Source organism: Pseudacidovorax sp. 1753 (assembly GCF_040544975.1).
Classification (GTDB): domain Bacteria; phylum Pseudomonadota; class Gammaproteobacteria; order Burkholderiales; family Burkholderiaceae_C; genus Xenophilus.
Map to the genome: position 1 here is coordinate 48846 of NZ_JBEPKY010000005.1, position 15226 is coordinate 64071.

The window sequence follows — 15226 nt, forward strand, 5'->3', positions numbered from 1 at the left end:
TCCGCGTCCTGCTCGCGCCCGGCGCGCGAGCGGGTGCCTAACGCGCCGAGGCGCCGCCGTCGACCGGAATGATGGCGCCCGTCATGTAGCTGGAGGCCGGCGAGGCCAGCAGCAGGGCCAGGCCCTGGATCTCGCGCGGGTCGGCCACGCGGCCCAGGGGGATGTAGGTGCGCATGCGCTCGACCGATTCGGGCAGGCGCAGCCGGCCGCCATTGATGCCGGTCGAAAAGGGGCCGGGCGCGATGGCGTTGACCAGTACGTTGAAGGGCGCCAGTTCCATGGCCGCCTGCCGCACGAGGTTGTTGACCGCCGCCTTGGAAGCCACATAGGCATAGCCCGAAAGTGCCTCCGAGCGCAGCCCGGCGATGGACGAGGTGACCACGATGCGCCCCTGCCCGCGCGGCTTCATGTGCCGGGCGGCGGCACGCACGGTCACCAGCACGCTGTCGAGGTTGATGCGCAGCACCCGGTCCCAGGTGGCCATGTCCAGGTTCTCCAGGCGGCCGGTGTCGACCATGAAGCCGCGGCCCGCGCTGATGCCCGCGTTGGCGAACACGCAGTCCAGCGCGCCGTGCCGCGCGGCGACATCGTCGATCAGCGCATCGACCGCACCGGGGGCGGTGACATCGAGCACGGCGGACTCGGCCAGGGGATGCGCGGCCTTCAGGCGCCGGTGCTCGGTGGCAAGCGCGTCGGCGTCCACGTCCGTCATCACCGTGCGTGCGCCGGCCTGCAGCATGACCTCGGCGATGGCCAGGCCCAGGCCGCTCGCCGCGCCGGTCACGACCACCGTGCGGCCGGCGAGGTCGAAGAGCGCGGGCACGCTCATTGCGCAGCCTCCTTCTTCTTCTGCACGGGCAGCAGGTGTTCCCAGTGCTCGGCGGCCTCGATCATGTAGTGCACGGTCAGCACCACGCGCTGGAAGAGCCAGCGCCCGTCGAGGCGGATGTATTCGTCGTCGAAGCGGCCGACCACGTACAGGCTCTTGCCCTGGCTGACGGGGCGGCCGTCCATGTAGCTGCGGCCGGTGCCGCGGTCGCCCTGCAGCTCGATCTCGTGTTGGTGGATGAACTGCCGCGCATGCTGCACCGGAAAGTCCTGGAAGAAGCGGCGGATGGCCTCGCGGCCCCGCACCTCGGGTCGGCCGTTGTAGACCACCGTGGCGTCGGGCGCGAAGAGTTCGTACAGGCGCGGGCCCTCGTCCTCGTTGACCAGTTCGTGGTAGCGGTTGCGCAGGGCGCGGATGGCGTCCAGGTCGTCCTGCCGGTCGAGCCGGGCCTGGAGCTGCGCGACCTGGGCGGCCAGGCGCGCCAGTTCGGTGTCGGGGGTGGTCGTCATCAAGGGTTCCTTCAGGGTTGCGCGGTCGGCCCGCCCTCCGCCGTGGGCAGATGCTGGGCACGGAAGTCGTCGAGGATGCGGTGCATGCGGCGCTCGACGGAAGCGCCGGTGTGGGCATGGGGAATCACATAGAAGCACTGCTGCCGGATCGCCTCGATCGTCAACGCGGCCACGTCGGCAGCGTCGATGGTGGAGGCCGCCATGCCGACCCGCACCCGCTCCTCGTAGGCCGCAGCCGGGGGCACGGTGCGATCGAGGCCGGCGGGTCGGTTGCGGCCCGACTGGTGGATGCCCGTGGGCAGCAGCGAGGGACACAACACCGACACGCCGATGGCGGCACCGGCCTGTTGCAGGTCGTGCGCGAGGCATTCGCTGAACGCCACCACCGCATGCTTGGTGGCCACGTAGACGCTCGACCCCGCCAGCGTGGCGAGCCCGGCGGCAGACGCGGTGTTGACCACATGCGCGGGCGTGCCGCGGGCCAGCATGCGGGGCACGAAGCTGCGCACACCATGCGCCACGCCCATCACGTTGACGTGCCACAGCCATTGCCAGTCGTCCGCGGTCGCCAGCCAGGCCGGACCGAGGATGGCCACGCCGGCGTTGTTGAAGAGCCAGTCCGTGCCGCCGTACTCGGCCTCGCAGGCCAGGGCGAAGGCCTCGACGTCCTGGGCCTTGCCGACATCGCCCGCCTGGCTGATGACCGGTGCGCCGAGCGCGACGGCCAGGGCCGCGGTCTCGGCGAGCGCGCCGGGCTCGATGTCGGTCAGCGCCAGGGCCATGCCCTCGCGTGCGCAGGCGAGCGCCAGCGCGCGGCCGATGCCGCTGCCCGCGCCGGTGATGGCGGCGACCTTGCGGGTGCTCATTCGGGCGTCACCCCGGCCTCGCGCAGCACCGTGGTCCACTTGGCGGCCTCGGTGGCGACATAGGCTTGGAACTGCGCATGCGGCATGTCGACGGTGAAGCTCTCCACCGACTCCAGGGCGCCCCGGACCTCGGGCGTCTTCAGCGTCTCGTCCACCGCGTCGGACAGGCGCTGCACGATGGCCTGGGGTGTCCTGGCGGGTGCGAACAGGCCGCCCCAGCTCTGTGACTCGATGCCCGGAAAGCCGGCCTCGGCCATCGTCGGCACCTCGGGCAGGCTCGGCATGCGCTGCGTGCGGGTGACGGCCAGCGGCCGCAGCTTGCCGCTGCGGATCTGCGGGCCCGAGGTCTGGACGAAGTCGAACATGGCATCCAGGTTGCCCGCCATCAGGTCCACCAGCGCGGTCGAGCTGGACTTGTACGGGATATGCGTGAAGCGCGCGCCGGTGCGCGTCTGCAGCAGTTCCAGGCAGAGGTGGCCCGAGGTGCCCTTGCCGCCCGAGCCGAAGTTGAGCTTGCCGGGGTTCGCCTTGCCGTAGGCGACGAGCTCGGCCACTGTCTCGATCTTCAGCGTCGGGTTGACCACCAGCACCGACGCGTTGCCGGACAGCCCGTGGATCGCGACGAAGTCCTTCACCGGGTCGTAGCGGATGGTCTTGTAGATGGCGCTGTTGGTGCCCTGGGTGCCCTGCGTGCCGATCAGCAGGGTGTAGCCATCGGGCGCGGCGCGCGATGCGACCTCGGCGCCGAGCGAGCCGCTCACGCCGACGCGGTTGTCGATCACGATGGGCTGGCCGAGCCGGCTGGCGAGCACGCGGGCGATCGTGCGGGCCTGCTGGTCCACCACGCTGCCCGCGCTGAAGGGCACGATCAGCGTGATGGGCCCCTGCGGGTAGGCCTGGGCGCGAGCCAGCGGCGCGACGCCCAGCGCGCCGATCGCGAGCGAGAAATGGCGGCGGTTCAGGTTCATGGCCGGTCTCCTTGTGCGGCTTGCGCGCCGAGCACGCCCGACCAGCCCGCAAAGCCGGCCAGCGGGTCCTTGTCCTCGATGTCCACCTCGAAGTTCTCGAGGATGCGGCACACCATCATGTAGTAGCCGATGGTCATGACGATCTCCATCAGCTGCTGGTGTGGCAGGTGGGCCGCCAGCGCGTCGAAGCAGTCGGCGGGCGCCTTCACCTGGCGCACCACGGCATCGGTGAAGCGCAGCACCTGCTGCTCCAAGGGGTCGAAGGAATCGTCGGGCGCGTGGCCGCCCTTCCCCGACAGAACGGCCTCGATCTGCGCCGCCGGCACGCCCGCCTGCGCGGCCACGCGGCGGTGCTGGAACACCTCGTATGACGAACCGCACAGCGCGCCCACGCGCAGGATCACCAGCTCGCGCAGCGTGGCCGGCAGCGATGAGTGGCGCAGGATCGCGCTGCCCAGCCCCAGGAAGCCCTCGCCCGTGCGCCCGCCGTGAGCCACCATGCGGTAGATGTTGAGCGGCGGCCGGTCGTTCAGCAGGCGCTGGAAGCCCTCGGGCGCCTGGCTCAGGTCGAAATAGGGAATGCGTGCCATGGTTCGTTCAGTCCAGTCGGATGCCGGCGGCGTGGAGCACCTCGCGCCAGCGTTGGGTTTCTTCGATGACGAAGGCGGCGGCGGCTTCGGAACTGCCACCCACGGGCTCGACGGTGAGCTCGCGCATGCGGTCGACCACGGCGGCGGTGGCCAGGGCCTGGTTCATCTCGGCATTGAGCCGCTGCACGATGGGCGCCGGCGTGCCCGCAGGCGCCCACAGGCCACCCCAGGCCGCCATGACGCAGTCGCGCAGGCCCAGTTCCTCGAAGGTCGGCACGTCGGGCAGCAGCGGCAGGCGCCTGGCGGCCGTCACTGCCAGCGGGCGCAGCTTGCCCGCACGGATGTGGGTGATGGTGCCGGCCACGTTGTCGAACAGGATCGGCACCTGCCCGCCGATCACGTCCGTGACCGCTGGCGCGCTGCCCTTGTAGGGCACATGGGTGAACTGCACGCGGGCCGAGCGCTGCAGCAGCACCAGAGACAGGTGGCCGCTGGTGGCATTGCCCGGCGTGGCCACGGCCAGGCTGCCCGGCGATGCCCGCACCTGCGACAGCAGGGACGCCACATCCGCCGGGCGGAAGGCCGGGTGGGTGCACATCACGTTGTAGACCTTGCCTTCCAGCGCGATGGGCACGAAGTCCTTGATGGGGTCGTAGTCCAGCCGGGGGTACAGGCTGACGTTCATCGCCTGGGTGGCGTTGGTGCCATAGAACAGCGTGTAGCCATCGGCCGCACTGCGGGCCGCCGCGGCGGCGGCGATGTTGCCGGAGGCGCCGGGGCGGTTGTCGATCACGATCGGCTTGCCGAGCTGGCGTGACATCTGGTCGGCGAGCCGGCGCGCCGACTGGTCCGCCGAGCCGCAGGCCGGAAAGCCGACGATGAGCCGGATCGGCCGCTCGGGATAGGTCGAGGCCTCGCCCGCGGCCAGGGCCGTGCGGGCACCGATGCCGGCCAGTGCCGTGCCCAGGACCAGTTGCCGGCGTCGAAGCGATGAAGGCTGCATGGCCGCTCCTACTTGCGCGAGATGCCGCCGATCAGGCCGCCGTCGACCACCAGCGCATGCGCATTGACGTACGACGATTCGTGCGACATGAGGAAGAGCGCGGCATGCGCCACTTCCCAGCCCGTGCCCTGCCGGCCGAAGGGCAGCGGCATGGCCAGGCGGTCGGTGCGGCGGCGCGTGGCCGCGCGGCCGATGGGCGTGTCCATGAGGCCCGGCAGCAGGCTGTTGCAGCGCACGCCCTTGGCCTGCCCTGCCATCGCGATGGAACGCGCCAGCGAGACCTGCGCCGCCTTGGTGGTCTCGTAGGCCGGGTTGAAGCTGGAGTTGCGCAGCGCCGCGATGGACGACAGAAGAATGATCGCGCCGCCCGGCGCCATGTGCCGCAGCGCCTGCTGGCCGAACAGCATGCAGGCGCGCACGTTGACCGCATGCTCCGCGTCCCATGCCTCGGCCGACTGCGCGTCGAGCGCGAGGCCACTGGCCACGCCCACCACCATCACCAGCCCGTCCAGGCCCTGCATGCGGGCGGCGGCGCGCTCGACCACACCGGGAATGGCCTGGGCATCGGCCACGTCGGCCACCTCTTCATGCGCGGTGCCGCCGGCCTCGCGCACCAGGGCGCAGGTCTGCGCCAGCGCGGCGGGGTTGATGTCCACGCAGGTGAGCGTGGCGCCCTCATGGGCGAACAGCTGCGAGATGGCGCGGCCGTTGCCCACGGGCGGCTGCGGATCGTCGATGTCGCGCTGGCCCGCGCCCACCACGAGGATGCGGCGCCCCGCCAATCGGCCGGACGATGGACGCAACCGGCCCAGCGCCTCGTCGTAGAGCTGGGCATCGGGTTGGATGGCGGGGGCGGATGAGGACATGGGGGATGGCTCCTTGTGTTGTCTGCAACGCTTCGGGAAGGCTGCATCGTGCCGAGGTGGAAACGTTTCCGGCCTAGCGCTAACCCTCGACTGCTGTCACCTAAGATGCAGCCATGCTGTGGACTGGAAACGTATCCGGATGAAGACGGACAAGGCACGCGTGGACCTGCGCGACGTGGCGCGGCTGGCGGGTGTGTCGCTGGGCAGCGCCTCGCGCGCGATGAACGGTGCGGGCGCTTCTGCGGCAACGCGCGAGAAGGTCGAGCGGGCCGCCGCCACCCTGGGCTGGCGGCCCAACCATGCCGCGCAGGCCCTGCGCTCGCGGCTCAGCCGCACGGTGGGCTGCCTGCTGCCGGACATCGGCAATCCGCTCTATGCACAGGTCTTTCGCGCGCTCGAGGACGAGTTCCTGGCACTGGGCTATCTGCCGCTGCTGGCCAACGGCGCCAACGACCTGGAGCGTGAGCTGCGCACGCTGTCGATGTTCATGCAGCGCGGCATGGACGGCGTGATCCTGGCGCCCGGCAACGAGCGCAGCCCCGAACTCGTCGAGGCGCTACGGACGCTGCCCATGCCGGCTGTGGTCTTCGACCGCGAACTGCCAGGCGTGCACGACAGCGTGGTGATCGACCATGCGGCCGGCGTGCGGGCGGCGGTGGAGCGGCTCATGGCGCTGGGCCACCGCGCCATCGCGCTGGTGCTGTGGCAGGGCGAGACGCGGCCCGTGCGCCGGCGTATCCAGGGCTACAAGGCGGCCTATGCCGGTGCGGGCCTGCCGGTGCCCGCGCTGATCGTGCAGGCGCAGAGCGTGACGGCCTCCGCCTTCGACGAGATTGCGGAACTGTTGGCCCGGCCCGGCCGGCCGACGGCGCTGATCGTGCAGGGCACGCACATGCTCAACAGCGCCCTGCGCGCGGTGGCCTCGCGCGGCCTGCGCATGCCGCAGGATGTCTCCATCGTCGCCATCGGCGACACGGCCTTCGCCCGCGACCATGAGCCTGCGGTATCGGTGCTGACCATCGACATGGCGGATGCGGCGCGGTGGCTCGCCAGGCTGCTCGTGGACCGCATTGCCGAGCCGGGCCTGCCGGCGCGGCGCGAGCGGGTGGAGCTGCGCTATGAAGAGCGGGACTCCGTCGTCCCGCTCGGCGACGAGGCCAAGCCTGCCGGCCGGCGCCGCTGAATCGCGACCGGCCATGCGCACGGCTCAGCGCGCCGCGCCCTTGTACTCCGCCCGCAGCTGCCGCACGAGCGCTTCCACGCTCTGCACCTCGCGCACGGCCGACACCGTGTGGCCGCCGCTCCAGATGTCGGTCCAGCGCTGGCTGGCCGCGCCTTCCGAGCCGCCGCCCCAGCGGCGGCGTGCCTCTTCGACCGACACGCTTTCGTCCAGCGTGTTCACGTCGATGCCCAGCCGCTCGGCCGACTGGCGCAGGAAGCTGGCCGGCAGTCCGGTGAAGGCCCGCGTCAGCAGCACGTCGTCGATGTCCGCATCGCACAGCATCTGGCGGTAGCCCTCGCTGGCCAGGCTCTCCTGCGCGGCGATGAAGCGCGTGCCCATGATCCCGAGGTTGCAGCCCAGCGTGATGGCGGCGCGCAGGGCCACGCCGTCGGCCATGCCGCCGGCCAGCACGATCGGGCCGTCGAACACGCGGCGCACGGCGCGCACGAAGGCGAAGGGATTCGCCCAGCCCGTGTGGCCGCCGGCACCCGCGGTCAGAAGCACCAGGCCGTCCACGCCCGACTGGATGGCGCGCTCCGCATGGTGCAGCGAGGCCACGTCCGCAAAGACCCGGCAGCCGCCGTCGTGCAGCACCGGCACCACCGACGACGGCGAGCCCACGCTGGTAATGACCAGCTGCGCGCCATGGCGGGCGATGAGGTCCACCTCGGCCCGCACCTTGGCCGGGTCGCGCCGCATGATCAGGTTGGGGCAGTACGGTGCCACCGTGTCGCCGCCGGCGCGTGCCTCCTCGTCCAGGCGCGACATCCAGGCGTCCAGCTCGTCGAGCGAGCGGCAGTTGGCGGTGGGAAAGGCGCCGATCACGCCGCTGCGGCAGGCAGCGGACACCAGCTCGATGCCCGACACGCGCAGCATGGGTGCGGCGATCACGGGCACGGCCAGGCGGCCGAGGAAGTCCAGGGAGGAGTTCATGGCAGAAGTGCTGGAAGGGCGCGCATCGCGTCCCGGCACTGGGCCAGGAACTCGTCGACGATGGCGTCCAGGGGTTGGATGCGGTGGGCGAAGGCGATGGCGGGGCCCAGGGACAGCATGCCCTGCTGCCAGTCGCCGCCTTCGTAGCAGGCGTCGCGCGCGAGGCGTCCGGCGATCAGCGGGCCGAAGGCCGCGTGGTCGGTGACGCCCGTGCGTTCGATGGCTTCGATCTGGCGCGCCGTCTCGTTGCGCAGCACGCGCCAGGTGTTGCCCAGCGATTGCAGCAGCCGAACGGTGCTGTGCTCGTCGCAACCCACCAGGTGCGCCTTGTAGGCCGGATGCGCCGATATCTCCTCGCAGACCAGGAAGCGGCTGCCCATGAGCACGCCGTCCGCGCCCAGGGCCAGTGCGGCAGCCAGTTGGCGACCGTGGCCGATGCCGCCGCCCAGCACCAGCGGCACGCTGATGCGCCCGCGCGCCAGTGCGCCCATCAGCATGGTCGGCAACTCGTTCATGCCGGGATGGCCGCCCTCCTCCATGCCCACCAGCGCAATCGAGTCGGCACCAGCGGCCTGCGCGGCCAGGCCATGGCGCAGGCTGGAGGCCTTGTGGATCACCACGCCGCCCGCGGCATGGATGGTCTCGATCAGCGTCTGCGGGCCGTAGCCCGCCGTCTCGAAATGGCGCACGCCATGAGCGAGCGCCATGTCGAGCCAGCGCGGGACGTCGGCGTTGGCCTCGGGCCGGGCCGAAAGCGTGAGGTTGACGCCGAAGGCGTGGCCCTCGGCCAGCTCGCTGCAGCGCTGCAGTTGGGCGCGCCATTCGGCCTCGCCCGGAAAGGAGCGCGGCGTCAGGAAGCCCATGCAGCCGGCCCGGGCCAGCGCACTCACGTACGCGGCATCGGACAGCCACATGAGCCCGCCGCCCAGCACCGGATGGCGGATGCCGAACAGCTGCGTCAGCCGGGTCTGCAGCAGGGCGGGCGTCACGGTGCAGTGCCGGCGCTGTCCAGGCGCGGGGCGCCAGCGAGCGCCCGCGGGTCGACCCCGCGCAGGTTCACGGGAAAGGGCACCGCCGCCAGCGGCTCGCTGCCGAGGAAGCGGCCGCGCCCGGCGAACTGCGCGGTGGCGGCCAGCTCCGTCGGCGCCACCACCGGGGCGACCGGCAGGTCGGCCCGTGCCATGCGCTCGAAAGCCGCATCGGCATCGAGCGCCGCGACCTGCGCGGCCAGCCGCGCATTGATGCCTTCGGCCTCGGCCTTGCGTGCCGCGAAGCCGCGGTAGCGCGCATCGACGAAGGGGCCCATGTCCAGCACCTCGCACAGGCGCGCCCAGAAGTGGTCTTCCAGCGCGGCGACCGACAGGTGCCGGCCATCGCGGCAGCGGAAGATGCCGTAGGCAGGCTTGACCAGCGCCACGCTTCGCTGATCCTCCAGCGTGGTGGTTCCGCCATCGCGGAAGCTGCCCAACCGCGGCGTCATCCAGTGCAGGGCGCAATCCGCGAGGGCCACGTCCAGGTGCTGGCCCAGGCCGCTGTGCTGGCGCTGCAGCAGGGCCGCCAGCGTGGCTGAAAGCGCATACATCGCACCGCACAGGTCCGCGGCCGGCAGGCCGAAGCCGGGCGCCGGTGGCCCGCCGGGCTCGCCGGAGAGCGCCATCACGCCCGCCGCCGCCAGGTAGTTGATGTCGTGGCCCGGCAACTGGGCCCAGGGCCCATGCTGCCCATAGCCGCTCAGCGACACATAGACCAAGCGCGGATGCGCGGCCTGCAGGCTGGCATGGTCCAGCCCCAGGCGGGCCATCACGCCCGGCCGGTAGGACTCGACCAGCACATCGGCGCCGGCCAGCAGGGCATGGGCCCGGGCGCGGCCGGCCTCGTCCTTCAGGTCCAGCAGCACGCTCTTCTTGCCGCGGTTGACGGCCTCGAAGCCGCCCGGCCCGAGGCGCCGGGCGTTGTCGCCATGCGGCGGACGTTCGACCTTGATCACCTCGGCGCCCATCTCCGCCAGCATCTGCGTGAAGAAGGGGCCGGGCAGCAGCTCGCTGAAGTCGAGCACGGTGATGCCGGCGAGCGGCGGAGCGGGTTCGCTCTTCATTCGCTCTCCAGCATCACGATGACGGCATCCAGCGGCAGCGCGCCCTCGCCCTCGCTGCCCACCCATACCGGGTTCAGGTCCATCTCCTCCAGGCTTGTCGAATGGGCCATGACGAAGTCCGAGACGGCGAGCAACAGCCGCTCCAACGCGGCCACGTCGGCGGGCGGCTTGCCGCGCGCGCCCTGCAGCAGCGGGTAGCAGCGCATTTCGCGCACCATGGCGCGGGCATCGGCGGGCCGCAGCGGCAGCAGGCGGCGCGTGACGTCGCGCAGCAGTTCCACATAGATGCCGCCCAGGCCGAAGGTCATGACATGGCCGAAGACCGGGTCGCGCGTGACGCCCACCATCAGCTCGAAGCCGCCACGCGGAGCCATCTTCTCGATCAGCAGGCCATCGATGGCCGCCTGGGGCTTGTGGTGGCGCACCGAGGCCATGATGTCGTCCCAGGCCAGCTCGACCTGGGCACCGTCGCCGATCCCTACCTTCACGCCGCCAATGTCTGACTTGTGCACCACGTCCGGGCTGGCGATCTTGGCGACCACCGGATAGCCCATGCCGTCGGCGATGCGGCGCGCTTCTTCGCGCGTGGCGGCCACGGCGGCAGGCAGCAGCGCGATGCCGGACTGCGCCAGCAGCTGCTTGGCCTCCAGCTCCGAGAGATTGCGCACCGTGCCCGTCGCCGGCATCGCGGAGGGCGCGGGCAGCGGCCTGCGAGGCTCGCCCAGCCCGCCGGCACGCTGCCAGCGGCCCCACTCCGTCCAGCGCTGCACGGCCTTGAGGGCCTTGCCCACCGAGCGCGGCGGCGCGAAGCCGCCCTCGACGAGCAGCCTGTAACCCTCGCCCAGGCGATCGCTCATCCAGATCGGGATGATGGGCGTGGGGCTTTGCTGCTGCGCGGCGCGGATGGTGTGGGCCAGGCTCACCGTCGTCGCGCCGTATTCGAGCGCGATGGGCGCGAGCACGCAGCCCAGGTTGGGGTCGGTGGTGACGGCGCCCAGCGTCTGCTCGATCAGGTCGGCATCGCTCAGGATGGCGGCCGTGGTGTCCACCGGGTTGTCGATGGCGGCGTAGTCGGGCAGGCGGCTGCGCAGCAGCTCGCGGGTGTGCGGCGCGAACTCGGCCAGCTTCAGGCCGGCGGTGCCCACGGCATCGGCCGTGAGCGCGGCCGTGCCGCCGGAGGAGCAGTAGATGCCGATGGCCTCCTGCGCCGGCGGCATCGCGCGGGCGAACAGCCAGGCGGTGTCGACCAGCTCGTCGATGTCGTCCACCTCGATCACGCCGTACTGGCGGAAGACCGCGCTGTTCACCTCGGCCGAGCCGGTGAGCGACGCCGTGTGCGACTGGGCGGCGCGCTGGCCGTATTCGGACTTGCCCACCTTCAGCGCGATGACGGGCTTGCCGTTGTCGGCGGCGCACTGCAGGGCGGCCAGCAGCCGGGGGCCGTCCTTGATGCCCTCCAGCAGCGTGACGATGACCTTGATGTCCGGCGCCGTCGCCATGTAGTGGATGAAGTCGGCCACCTGCAGGTCGACTTCGTTGCCGGTGGAGGCCCACAGGCCGATGCCCACCCCGCGCTCCATGGCCTGCATGACGTTGCGGCCCAGGCCGCCGCCCTGCGTGGCCAGGCCGATGGGGCCGGGCACCAGGTCGTGCGGGAAGGAGGGCGAGAAGGTCATGCCCAGCCGGGCGTTGATGTTGCACAGGCCCGGGCAGTTGGGCCCGTAGATGCGCATGCCGGCGGCGTCGGCGATCTCCTTCAGGCGCTGCTGGGCGCGCTCGCCTTCGGCGCCGGCCTCGCCGAAGCCGGAGGTCAGGATGACCAGGAAGGGCACGCCGCGGGCCGCGCATTCCTCGGCGACGGCCAGCACGCCGGCCGCGGGCACCGCGATGATGGCCACATCGGGCGTCTGCGGCAGCGCGGCGACGCTGGGCCAGCAGCGTCGGCCGCGCAGCTCCGTCTTGGTGGGGTTGACCAGGTACAGCTCGCCGCGGATGGTCGAGTGGTCGATCAGGTTGGTCAGCGTGCGGCCGCCGATGCTGTGGGGCCGGTCGGAGGCACCGACCAGGGCGATGCAGGCAGGGTCGATCAGGCGCGCCAGGTCGGCGCGGTGGGTGGAGGTCGTCATGCGTGCTCCTGCGGCTCAGGCGATGGCCGAGATGCCCAGGATCTCGCGGCCGACGATCAGCGTCTGCACCTCGGTCGTGCCTTCGGGGATGGTGCCGCCGCGCGTGTCGCGGAAGATGCGCTCGATGGGATAGTCGGTGGCATAGCCCAGGCCACCGTGCACCTGCAGCGCCATGCTCGCCACCTCGTGCGCGGCCTCGGTGGCATAGAGCTTGGCGATGGAGGCGGCCGTGCGGGCCTCGCCTTCGGAATCCAGCGCGGCGGCGGCGCGCAGGCCCAGCGCGCGGGCGGCCTCGACGCGGATCGTCATGTCCACGATCAGCTTCTGCACCAGCTGGAAGCTGCCGATGGGCTTGCCGAACTGCGTGCGCGTGCGCGCATGCGCGATGGACAGGTCCAGCGCGGACTGCGCCGCGCCCACGGCACCCATGGCGATGTTGACGCGGGCGCTGTCCAGGCCGATCAGCATCTTCTTGAGGGCCTTGCCCTCCTCGCCCAGCAGGTTCTCGCGCGGGATGCGGACGTTGTCGAAGTTCAGCTCGGCGGTGCCGGTGCTGCGCAGCACCATGGTGTCCACGCGCCGCACCTCGAAGGGCGACACGTCGCGCTCGACCAGGAAGGTGGACAGCTGGCCCTCGCAGTCCGGGCTGAAGGTGCGGGCCACCACGATGCCGAAGTCGCCGAAGGCGCCGTTGGTGATCCACAGCTTGCGGCCGTTGAGCACGTAATGGTCGCCCTGAAGGTCGGCGCGGGTCTGCACCTGCGCGATGTTGGAGCCGGTGCCCGGCTCGCTGATGGCGCTGAAGCAGCGGCGCTCATTGGCCAGCAGCGGCCGCAGGAAGCGCTCCTTCTGCTCGGGCGTGGCTTCCTGGGCCAGCTTGTTGATGGCGGCGTTGGTGATGTTGAGGATGGTGCGCAGCGACAGCCAGGCATAGCCCGCCTCTTCCATCAGCAGGGCCCAGGTGAGCTGGTCCATGCCCATGCCGCCTTCTTCTTCCGGCAGACGCCCACCCAGGTAGCCGAACTCGGCCAGCTTGCCGAGCACCTCGAAGGGAAAGGTGCGGTCCTGGTCGTGGCGCGACACGATGGGCGCGATCTCGGCCTTCATGAAGCGGCGGATGCTGTCGCGCAGCATCGTCTGCTCGGAAGAAAGGGTGAACATGGTTTTGTCTCCTGGGTGGTCGGATGGATGGCCGGCCTGGGGGCCGTGCCGGGGTGGCGCTAAGCCCGGGCCTTGGTTCGTTTGGAAGGTGCGGGCGCTGGGGATTCGGCGGACGCCGCGGCTTCGGCCACGGCCGCGTGTTTGCGGAAGACGAGGGCCTGCACTTCCTGCAGGGCCTCGATGCACAGGGTGCGCTGGGCGCGCATGCGGTCGGTGAGGCCGGCCACCGACAGGGCGATGGCCTCGCCGCCGATCTGGCCGGCGACGGCCACGGCGGTGAGGCCTTCGCTGCCTTCGTTCTCGACCCAGATGTAGCCCTGCTCCCGGGCCTTGGCCACCTGAGCCTCCAGGGCGGCCAAGTCGGTCAGCGTGCCCGAGGCCAGGCTGCGCAGCGGCTTGAGCCGCAGCTGGCGCGCCGCCTCCTCGGGCGTGCCGATGGACAGGATGGCCTTGCCCAGCGCCGAGACGTGCAACGCCAGCTTGTCGCCCACGTGCTGCATGTAGCGCAGCGGATGGCGGCCTTCGCTGAGCGCGATCACCTTGACGATGCCGTTCTCCAGCCGGCCGCACAGGCCGGTCTCGCCCGTGCGGTCGCGCAGCAGTTCGCAGGCCTCGGCGCCCACGGCATAGAGCGGGTCGCTGGCCGAGATCTCCTTGGCCACGGCCAGCAGGCGGGCCGTGGGATAGAAGCGCCGGCTGCGCGCCGTGCGCAGCAGGTAGCCCAGCTCGTGCAGGGTGTGTAGCAGGTCGGAACAGCTGCTTTCGGGCAGGTCCATGAGTCGGGCCAGGTCGGAGTTGGACAGCTCCCGCTTCTCGCGGGCGAAGACCTCCAGCAGGGTCATGGTGCGGGCAGCGGCGGGGACAAGGGTGGGCATCGCCTCTCCGATATTTCGTAGAAAAACACGATGGTACAGACCGTGCCGGTTCCGGCGTCTGGCTGACTTTCCGTGGTTGCGCTGTGAGTTCATCGATTTCGATTTGCTTTTCTACGAGGTGTTGAAGTAGTCTACGGCATACCGAATATTAAGAGCAACCGGAGACATCCATGAAACGCGCTTTCCACGCCCTCGCGCTGACCCTCGCGGCGCTCGTCGCCCACGGCCCCGCCAGCGCCGCACCCGACGACGCCTGGCCCACCAAGCCGCTGACCTTCGTCGTGCCCTTCCCGCCCGGCGGCATCACCGACAACACGGCCCGCGTGCTGGCGCAGAAGGTGGGCGACAAGCTGGGCCAGCAGGTGGTGGTGGACAACCGGCCGGGTGCGGGCGGCTCCATCGGCGCCGAGTACGCGGCGCGGCAGCCGGCCGATGGCTACACCTTCCTGTATGGCACCCAGGGCACCCATGGCGCCAATCTGGCGCTCTACAAGAACATCCGCTACGACCCGGTCAAGGACTTCGTGGCGGTGCACGGCATCTCGGAGTCGCCGCTGGTCCTGGTCATCAACCCGAGCCGCAGCTTCAAGACCGTGCCCGAGCTGGTCGCCTATGCGAAACAGAACCCGGGCAAGCTGAACTTCGGCTCCGCCGGGGCCGGCACCGGCACGCACCTCACGGCCGAGCTGTTCCAGGCTGCGACAGGGACCAAGCTGACCCATGTGCCCTACAAGGGCAGCAGCCCGGCCCTGACCGACCTGATCGCCGGCAACCTGGACCTGGCCTTCGACTACGCGGCGGTGGTGATGCCTTTCGTTCAGGCCGGAAAGCTCAAGGCCCTGGCGGTGACCAGCAAGACCCGACTGGCGAACGTGTCCCAGCTGCCCACGCTGGGCGAACTGGGCATCTCGGGCGCGGACTCCACCGCCTGGGGCGCGGTCTTCGTGCCCGCCAAGACGCCGGCCCCGGTCGTGCAGCGTCTGTCCGATGCCGTGGCCGCCGCCATCGTCGACCCCGAGTTCGTGGCCATCAGCGAGAAGAACGGCAGCCTGCCCATGCGCGGCATGCGCGGCGAGAAGCTCGATGCCTTCGTCAAGTCGGAGATGACCCGCTGGCGCGAGGTGGTGCAGAACTCCGGCGCCAAGGTCGACTGACCGGCCTTGCCTCCCATTTGCTCTTTCAT

Annotated in this window: 15 protein-coding genes; 2 read left to right on the forward strand and 13 right to left on the reverse strand. The window is 70.9% G+C overall.

Annotation, left to right across the window (positions count from 1 at the left end; translation table 11 throughout):
- Nucleotides 1-37 precede the first annotated feature (37 nt).
- The 7 genes from ABIC63_RS07405 to ABIC63_RS07435 are packed head-to-tail and all read right to left on the reverse strand — an operon-like array spanning nt 38 to nt 5631.
- Complete coding sequence (locus tag ABIC63_RS07405) at nt 38-829, reverse strand: SDR family NAD(P)-dependent oxidoreductase (RefSeq protein ID WP_354319245.1); 792 nt, start codon at nt 827-829, stop codon at nt 38-40.
- The gene (locus ABIC63_RS07410) at nt 826-1338 is read right to left on the reverse strand and encodes a nuclear transport factor 2 family protein (protein WP_294372219.1); all 513 of its coding nucleotides are present in this window, start codon (nt 1336-1338) and stop codon (nt 826-828) included. Before ABIC63_RS07410 ends, ABIC63_RS07405 begins: the two co-directional genes overlap by 4 nt.
- Nucleotides 1339-1349: 11 nt before the next feature.
- Nucleotides 1350-2204, reverse strand: a complete 855-nt coding sequence (locus ABIC63_RS07415) for an SDR family NAD(P)-dependent oxidoreductase (protein ID WP_294372216.1) — start codon at nt 2202-2204, stop codon at nt 1350-1352.
- The gene (locus ABIC63_RS07420; protein WP_294372213.1) at nt 2201-3172 is read right to left on the reverse strand and encodes a Bug family tripartite tricarboxylate transporter substrate binding protein; all 972 of its coding nucleotides are present in this window, start codon (nt 3170-3172) and stop codon (nt 2201-2203) included. Before ABIC63_RS07420 ends, ABIC63_RS07415 begins: the two co-directional genes overlap by 4 nt.
- Nucleotides 3169-3762, reverse strand: a complete 594-nt coding sequence (locus tag ABIC63_RS07425) for a carboxymuconolactone decarboxylase family protein (RefSeq protein WP_294372208.1) — start codon at nt 3760-3762, stop codon at nt 3169-3171. The genes ABIC63_RS07420 and ABIC63_RS07425 overlap by 4 nt, the downstream gene beginning before the upstream one ends.
- Nucleotides 3763-3769: 7 nt before the next feature.
- On the reverse strand, nt 3770-4765 hold the full coding sequence (locus ABIC63_RS07430) for a Bug family tripartite tricarboxylate transporter substrate binding protein (protein ID WP_354319246.1): 996 nt from the start codon (nt 4763-4765) through the stop codon (nt 3770-3772).
- 8 nt (nt 4766-4773) lie between these two features.
- Nucleotides 4774-5631, reverse strand: coding sequence for an SDR family NAD(P)-dependent oxidoreductase (locus ABIC63_RS07435; protein WP_354319247.1), 858 nt, complete (start codon nt 5629-5631; stop codon nt 4774-4776).
- A 139-nt stretch (nt 5632-5770) separates the two neighbouring features.
- Here ABIC63_RS07435 and ABIC63_RS07440 point away from each other — a divergent pair, with 139 nt between their 5' ends.
- On the forward strand, nt 5771-6814 hold the full coding sequence (locus ABIC63_RS07440; RefSeq protein WP_354319248.1) for a substrate-binding domain-containing protein: 1044 nt from the start codon (nt 5771-5773) through the stop codon (nt 6812-6814).
- Nucleotides 6815-6838: 24 nt separating this feature from the next.
- On the opposite strand, the gene ABIC63_RS07445 is transcribed toward ABIC63_RS07440, so the two are convergent.
- The 6 genes from ABIC63_RS07445 to ABIC63_RS07470 are packed head-to-tail and all read right to left on the reverse strand — an operon-like array spanning nt 6839 to nt 14043.
- The gene (locus tag ABIC63_RS07445) at nt 6839-7786 is read right to left on the reverse strand and encodes an NAD(P)H-dependent flavin oxidoreductase (RefSeq protein ID WP_294372199.1); all 948 of its coding nucleotides are present in this window, start codon (nt 7784-7786) and stop codon (nt 6839-6841) included.
- Entirely contained in the window at nt 7783-8775 is a 993-nt protein-coding gene (locus ABIC63_RS07450) for an NAD(P)H-dependent flavin oxidoreductase (protein ID WP_354319249.1), read from the reverse strand. The genes ABIC63_RS07445 and ABIC63_RS07450 overlap by 4 nt, the downstream gene beginning before the upstream one ends.
- Nucleotides 8772-9881 (reverse strand): CaiB/BaiF CoA transferase family protein, encoded by a 1110-nt coding sequence (locus ABIC63_RS07455; RefSeq protein ID WP_354319250.1) that lies wholly within the window; start codon nt 9879-9881, stop codon nt 8772-8774. The genes ABIC63_RS07450 and ABIC63_RS07455 overlap by 4 nt, the downstream gene beginning before the upstream one ends.
- The gene (locus ABIC63_RS07460) at nt 9878-12007 is read right to left on the reverse strand and encodes an acetate--CoA ligase family protein (protein ID WP_354319251.1); all 2130 of its coding nucleotides are present in this window, start codon (nt 12005-12007) and stop codon (nt 9878-9880) included. Before ABIC63_RS07460 ends, ABIC63_RS07455 begins: the two co-directional genes overlap by 4 nt.
- Before the next feature lie 15 nt (nt 12008-12022).
- Nucleotides 12023-13168, reverse strand: coding sequence for an acyl-CoA dehydrogenase family protein (locus ABIC63_RS07465; protein WP_354319252.1), 1146 nt, complete (start codon nt 13166-13168; stop codon nt 12023-12025).
- Between the two features lie 59 nt (nt 13169-13227).
- Nucleotides 13228-14043: an IclR family transcriptional regulator gene (locus tag ABIC63_RS07470; protein WP_354319253.1), complete on the reverse strand. Its 816-nt coding sequence runs from the start codon at nt 14041-14043 to the stop codon at nt 13228-13230.
- A 170-nt stretch (nt 14044-14213) separates the two neighbouring features.
- Between ABIC63_RS07470 and ABIC63_RS07475 the strand changes: the two genes are divergently transcribed.
- Nucleotides 14214-15197 (forward strand): Bug family tripartite tricarboxylate transporter substrate binding protein, encoded by a 984-nt coding sequence (locus ABIC63_RS07475; RefSeq protein WP_354319254.1) that lies wholly within the window; start codon nt 14214-14216, stop codon nt 15195-15197.
- The last annotated feature ends 29 nt before the right edge of the window (nt 15198-15226 follow it).

Coding starts and splice junctions, on each gene's coding strand:
- ABIC63_RS07415 (WP_294372216.1), bottom strand. CDS start 2,204: ATGAGCACCCGCAAGGTCGCCGCCATCACCGGCGCGGGCAGCGGCATC.
- ABIC63_RS07435 (WP_354319247.1), bottom strand. CDS start 5,631: ATGTCCTCATCCGCCCCCGCCATCCAACCCGATGCCCAGCTCTACGAC.
- ABIC63_RS07405 (WP_354319245.1), bottom strand. CDS start 829: ATGAGCGTGCCCGCGCTCTTCGACCTCGCCGGCCGCACGGTGGTCGTG.
- ABIC63_RS07465 (WP_354319252.1), bottom strand. CDS start 13,168: ATGTTCACCCTTTCTTCCGAGCAGACGATGCTGCGCGACAGCATCCGC.
- ABIC63_RS07410 (WP_294372219.1), bottom strand. CDS start 1,338: ATGACGACCACCCCCGACACCGAACTGGCGCGCCTGGCCGCCCAGGTC.
- ABIC63_RS07440 (WP_354319248.1), top strand. CDS start 5,771: ATGAAGACGGACAAGGCACGCGTGGACCTGCGCGACGTGGCGCGGCTG.
- ABIC63_RS07420 (WP_294372213.1), bottom strand. CDS start 3,172: ATGAACCTGAACCGCCGCCATTTCTCGCTCGCGATCGGCGCGCTGGGC.
- ABIC63_RS07445 (WP_294372199.1), bottom strand. CDS start 7,786: ATGAACTCCTCCCTGGACTTCCTCGGCCGCCTGGCCGTGCCCGTGATC.
- ABIC63_RS07425 (WP_294372208.1), bottom strand. CDS start 3,762: ATGGCACGCATTCCCTATTTCGACCTGAGCCAGGCGCCCGAGGGCTTC.
- ABIC63_RS07430 (WP_354319246.1), bottom strand. CDS start 4,765: ATGCAGCCTTCATCGCTTCGACGCCGGCAACTGGTCCTGGGCACGGCA.
- ABIC63_RS07475 (WP_354319254.1), top strand. CDS start 14,214: ATGAAACGCGCTTTCCACGCCCTCGCGCTGACCCTCGCGGCGCTCGTC.
- ABIC63_RS07470 (WP_354319253.1), bottom strand. CDS start 14,043: ATGCCCACCCTTGTCCCCGCCGCTGCCCGCACCATGACCCTGCTGGAG.
- ABIC63_RS07455 (WP_354319250.1), bottom strand. CDS start 9,881: ATGAAGAGCGAACCCGCTCCGCCGCTCGCCGGCATCACCGTGCTCGAC.
- ABIC63_RS07460 (WP_354319251.1), bottom strand. CDS start 12,007: ATGACGACCTCCACCCACCGCGCCGACCTGGCGCGCCTGATCGACCCT.